The sequence below is a fragment of the Amycolatopsis sp. SID8362 genome (assembly GCF_010550475.1).
In the GTDB taxonomy this organism is placed as follows: Bacteria; Actinomycetota; Actinomycetes; order Mycobacteriales; family Pseudonocardiaceae; genus Amycolatopsis; species Amycolatopsis eburnea.
In genome coordinates, this window is the sequence record NZ_JAAGNB010001016.1 from 1 (window position 1) to 4,989 (window position 4,989).

Sequence of the window (4,989 nt, forward strand, 5' to 3'; positions counted from 1 at the left end):
GTCGAGCGGGCCCGGCGGATCGCGCGGCGCTCGCGCGGCGGGACCGTCCAGGCCTCCGGGTGCGCGGCCAGCCAGCGGTGCCGGTAGACCGAGTACGGGATGTGCGCCAGGTACAGCACCATCGCCACGATCAGCGCGACCAGCGGGAACTGGATGATCGCCGCGGCCAGCAGGGCCACGCCGAGCAGCAGCGGGGCGATCGCCTTGGCCGGCGCCTTGACCGTCTTCAGCGACAGCGTCGGGATGCGGCTGATCAGCAGCGCCGCGATGGCGACCGTCCACGCCCACACGACGTACTGCGAGGACCACCAGCCCTCGCCCCACTGCAGGTACGCCACCAGCGGCAGCATCGCGAGCAGGCCGCCCGCGGGCGCCGGGACGCCGACGAAGAACTCGCTCGCGTACGGCGGCTGCTCGGTGTCGTCCAGCAGCGTGTTGAACCGCGCGAGGCGCAGGATCATGCAGACGGCGAAGATCAGCGACGCCACCCAGCCGATCCGGTCCGCGCCGGTCTGCCAGACGTAGATGACCAGCGCCGGGGCCACGCCGAACGAGATGCCGTCGGACAGCGAGTCCAGCTCGGCGCCCATCTTCGACGTCGCGTCCAAGAGCCGCGCGATCCGGCCGTCCAGGCTGTCGAGCACCGCGGCGATGCCGATCGAGGCGATCGCCATCGCGTAGTTCTTCGTCAGCGCGAACTGCACGGCCGAGAGGCCCGCGCACAGCGCCAGCACCGTGATGGCGTTCGGCAGCAACCGGACGCCCGGGGTGGTCACGCGGACCATCGATCAGCCTTTCGCAGGCGCGGCAGGGAGTTCGGCGATCACGGTTTCGCCGCCGATCGTGCGCTGGCCCTTGCTGACCAGCACCGTCGAGCCCGGCGGGAGGTAGAGGTCGACCCGCGAGCCGAAGCGGATGATGCCGTAGGTCGCGGCGGCGCCGACCTTGTCGCCCTCGCGGATCTCGCAGAGGATGCGGCGCGCGACCAGCCCGGCGATCTGCACGACGACGAGCTCGTGGCCGTCTTCGGTGCGCATCAGCACGGAGTTGCGTTCGTTGTCGTCGCTGGCCTTGTCCAGGTCGGCGGAGAGGAACTTGCCGGGCCGGTAGGCGACCCGCTCGATCACGCCGTTCGCCGGCACGCGCTGGACGTGCACGTCGAACACCGAGAGGAACACCGACACGCGCATCCGCGGCTCGGCGGGCAGGCCCAGCTCGGCGGGCGGGACGGCTTCCTCGATCAGCGACACCAGGCCGTCGGCCGAGGCCAGCGCGACGCCGTCACGCGGCGGCGGGACCCGCTTCGGCTCGCGGAAGAACGCGGCCATCGCCACGGTCGCGAGCGCGCCGACGACACCGAGGCGCTTGGAGAACCGGCGGGCGACCAGCGTCGCGACGGCCCCGCCCGCCACGAACGGGCGGCCCGCGGGGTGCATCGGGGGCAGCGTTTCACGGGCGAGCTGCACGGCGTGCGCGACTGGGTTGCCGGCGGGCTCCGGCCGGGTGCCGCTCATGGTCGGGTCCCCTGGTTTCGTGTCGGAAGAACTGTCGGCGCCGGTGGTCCGGCGGCCGCGTACGGGCGCCACCACGCTACCGCTGCCCCAGGTGAGCGTGTCCGCATCCCCCTCGGTGGCTCCTCCGCGAGGGGGTCACCGCGACGGGTGGGAGCCACCCCATCCCGGTAACGCAAGGTCGATTCCGCCGATAACTCTAAGTAGTTGATGCCGTTCGGGGCGCTGCCGAGCACCCCGCCCGACCCGGTGAGGGGACGATGACCGACCACCGCGATCCGGCCCACGTCCGCCTCGTCGAGCTGCTCGGCGCGTGGCGCGCGGAGATCGACGAAGTGCCGCTGCCGTCTTTGGTGGACCCGGTGCGCGCCGTCGACGTCGTCATCGAAGCGAAGGAAAATGGGGGCCGGGTGCATCCGCCCCCCGACGGCGCATGCACCCGGCCACCGGGTAATGCGCGTGACGAAGCAGTCTAACGGCCGAAGGCCTGTCGATCACGATTCGTCCGGCAAAAGTTACCAACGGTCACTCGGACGTCGGCCGAGCCCGCTCACGAGCCGCAGGATCGCCAGCAGCGCGACAGCGCCCAGGACGGCCACGCCGAAGCTGGGGAAGTCGAAGTCGAACGTCTTCGACTGGCCGGTCGCGAGCCGGTAGACCAGCCCGCCGAGGGCCGCCCCGACCACGCCGACGAGCACGCTGACCAGGCAGCCCTGCCGGCGCCGCTCCCGGCCGCCGACGACCAGGTTGGCGGCCCAGCCGACGATCGCGCCGAAGATGACCCATGCGACGAAGCCCATGCCGGGAGCTTACGCGAGCGGACGCACAAGAGCCATTGCGCAAGAGGTCTTGTACAACTACTCTTGTGCGTCATGAGCGACGACATCCGGGAGATCCGGGATTCGAAGGTGCTGGCGGCCATGTCGCACCAGCTGCGCCGCCGGCTCCTGGAGCTGCTCCACCTCGACGGCCCCGCGACCGCGTCGATGCTGGCCGCGAAGACCGAGCAGGCGGTCGGCAACGTGAGCCACCACATGAAGGTGCTGGCCGCGGCGAAACTGGTCGAAGAGGCCCCCGAACTGGCCCGTGACCAGCGGGAACGCTGGTGGAAGCGCAGTGCGAAGACCCTGCGGTGGGCCGCGGCCGACTTCCCCGGCGACCCGGTCGCCGAAGCCGCCGAGGTCCTCGTGCTCGACCACCAGACGGCGGTCGCCCGCGAATGGATCGCCAACCGGGACACCTACCCCGAACACTGGCGCGGCGGCCCGTTCAGCATCGACACCTGGGTGCGGCTCTCGCGCGAGGAGCTCGACGAGCTCAACGAGCGGATCTTCCTGATGATCGGCGAGTTCGAGAACCGCACCGAACCCGGTGACGGCGTCGAGCGCCGTCCGGTCTTCTTCGCCGCACGGGCTTCGCTGGGCAAGCCGTGAAGGGGCTCTGGGGGAACAGGGACTTCCGGCTGCTCTGGACCGGCGAGACGACCAGCATGCTCGGCAGCATGGTCGCGAGCACGGCGTTGCCGCTGGTCGCGGTGGTCACGCTGCGGGCGAGCACCTTCGAGGTCGCGCTCCTGACGGCGGTGGCCTGGCTGCCGTGGCTCCTGGTGGGCCTGCCCGCCGGTGCCTGGGTCGACCGGCTGCCGAAGCGGCCGGTCATGCTGCTCTGCAACACGGTGTCGATGGCGGTGTTCGGCAGCGTCCCGCTCGCGGCCGTCCTCGGCGCGCTGACCATGCCGTACCTGCTCGCCGCCGCGCTGCTCGGCGGCATCGCGAAGGTCTTCTTCACCCTCGCCTACCGGGCCTACCTGCCGGTGCTGGTCGCCCCCGGCGAACTCCTCGAGGCCAACGCCAAGCTGCAGGGCAGCGAGTCCGCGACGCAGGTCGCCGGACCCGGCCTGGCCGGGCTGCTGGCGCAGGCGTTCGGCCCGGTCAGCGGCATCCTCGCGGACGCGGTCAGCTTCGGCGTCTCCGTGCTGTGCGTGCGGGCGATCCGGGTGCGCGAGACCGTCGTCCCGCCCGTCCGGACGCCGTTGCGCAGCCAGATCGCCGAAGGGCTGCGGTTCGTCGCCGGCGACCGGTACCTGCGGTCGTTGATGACCTTCGGCGCCGTCTCCAACCTCGCCCTCGCCGGCTACCAGGCCATCCAGATCGTGTTCCTGTCCCGCACGCTCGGCGCCGCGCCCGGCCTGGTCGGGCTGGTACTGGCCACGGCCGCCTCCGGCGGCGTGCTCGGCGCGGCTCTGGCCGGACGGCTCGCCGCCCGCTTCGGCGCCGCGCGCGCGTGGCTGCTGTGCGAGATCGTCGCGGCCCCGATGCTGCTGCTCGGTCCGTTGAGCGGCCCCGGCTGGGGCCTGACGCTGTTCGTGCTCGCGGAGTTCGGTGTGTGCGTCGGTGTCGTCGCCGGCAACGTGCTGGTCACGACGTTCCGGCAGCAGTACTGCCCGCCCGAGCTGTTCAGCCGGGTCAACTCCAGCACGTCACTCGTCAACTACGGGTCGATCCCGCTGGCCGGGGTCCTGGGCGGCGTGCTGGGCGAGGTCATCGGAACCCGCGAGACGCTCTGGTGCGCCGCGGGGGTGTCGATCGTCGCGCTGCCGCTGCTGGCGCCGTACTGGAAGCTGCGGGACTTCCCGGTCAGAGCAGCAGGACGTCCACCTCTTGCCCGACCGCTGCCGACGTGACGTCCTCCGGCAGCACGATCAGGCAGTTGGCCTGCGTGAACGCGGCCAGCAGGTGCGAGCCCGGCCCGCCGCGCGGCCCGACGATGCCGGTGACTTCGCGCTCGGACGGCGTGAACACGCCGCGGCGGTACTGCCGGCGCCCGGCGGGCGAGGACATCTCCTCCGTCAGCCGGGCCCGCACGCGCCGCCGCGAGACGTCGGTGTGGCCCATGGCCGTCAGCAGCGCCGGGCGCAGGAACGCCTCGAAGGACACCAGCACGCTGACCGGGTTGCCGGGCAGCGTCACCACCGGCACGCCCTGCCAGCGCCCGCAGCCCTGCGGCCCGCCCGGCTGCATCGCGATCTTGGCGAACTCGACGCCCTGGCCGGTCAGCGCGTCCTTCACCACCTCGTAGGCACCCGCGCTGACGCCGCCGGACGTCACCAGCAGGTCGGCGTCGGCCAGCTTCGGCTCGATGACCTTGCGGAACTCCTCGACGTCGTCGACCACGCTGCGGACGACGTCGACCTCGCAGCCGAGCGCGCGGATCGCCGCGGCCAGCATCACGCTGTTGGACTCGTAGATCTGGCCGTGGCGCAGCGGGGCGGGCGCGTCGACCAGCTCGGTGCCGGTCGAGGCGACCAGCACCCGCAGCGGCCGGTGCACCCGCACCTCGGCCAGCCCGACCGCGGCCGCGAGGCCGAGCTGGGAGTGGCCCAGCACGGTCCCGGCGTGCAGGGCGACGCTGTCCGCGACGACGTCTTCGCCGGTCCGCCGGATGTGCGCGCCCTCGCGGGCGGGCGCCGAGATCGTCA

Annotated in this window: 7 protein-coding genes; 3 read left to right on the plus strand and 4 right to left on the minus strand. The window is 72.3% G+C overall.

The features are described from left to right. Together pssA and G3I65_RS31985 are read right to left on the minus strand one after the other, a co-directional pair. Window positions 1–785, minus strand: a 785-nt coding sequence (gene pssA / locus G3I65_RS31980; RefSeq protein ID WP_160699403.1) for a CDP-diacylglycerol--serine O-phosphatidyltransferase, incomplete at its 3' end; no start/stop codon positions are given. A 3-nt stretch (window positions 786–788) separates the two neighbouring features. Next, window positions 789–1,514 carry a phosphatidylserine decarboxylase gene (locus G3I65_RS31985; RefSeq protein WP_125308058.1) on the minus strand — a complete coding sequence of 242 codons (726 nt, stop codon included), beginning with the start codon at window positions 1,512–1,514 and terminating at the stop codon, window positions 789–791. Between the two features lie 257 nt (window positions 1,515–1,771). Here G3I65_RS31985 and G3I65_RS31990 point away from each other — a divergent pair, with 257 nt between their 5' ends. Continuing rightward, on the plus strand, window positions 1,772–1,987 hold the full coding sequence (locus tag G3I65_RS31990; RefSeq protein WP_160699404.1) for a hypothetical protein: 216 nt from the start codon (window positions 1,772–1,774) through the stop codon (window positions 1,985–1,987). 39 nt (window positions 1,988–2,026) lie between these two features. Here G3I65_RS31990 and G3I65_RS31995 read toward each other — a convergent pair whose 3' ends face one another. After that, entirely contained in the window at window positions 2,027–2,311 is a 285-nt protein-coding gene (locus G3I65_RS31995) for a GlsB/YeaQ/YmgE family stress response membrane protein (RefSeq protein ID WP_160699405.1), read from the minus strand. Window positions 2,312–2,383: 72 nt separating this feature from the next. On the opposite strand from G3I65_RS31995, the gene G3I65_RS32000 reads away from it, so the two are divergent. Together G3I65_RS32000 and G3I65_RS32005 are read left to right on the plus strand one after the other, a co-directional pair. Then, window positions 2,384–2,944, plus strand: a complete 561-nt coding sequence (locus tag G3I65_RS32000) for a helix-turn-helix domain-containing protein (RefSeq protein ID WP_160699406.1) — start codon at window positions 2,384–2,386, stop codon at window positions 2,942–2,944. Then, window positions 2,941–4,194: an MFS transporter gene (locus G3I65_RS32005; protein ID WP_160699407.1), complete on the plus strand. Its 1,254-nt coding sequence runs from the start codon at window positions 2,941–2,943 to the stop codon at window positions 4,192–4,194. The genes G3I65_RS32000 and G3I65_RS32005 overlap by 4 nt, the downstream gene beginning before the upstream one ends. Here the strand turns inward: G3I65_RS32005 and glp are convergent. Then, the coding region (gene glp / locus G3I65_RS32010; RefSeq protein ID WP_160699408.1) for a gephyrin-like molybdotransferase Glp at window positions 4,148–4,989 on the minus strand (842 nt) is incomplete at its 5' end. The two genes, G3I65_RS32005 and glp, sit on opposite strands and share 47 nt — an antisense overlap.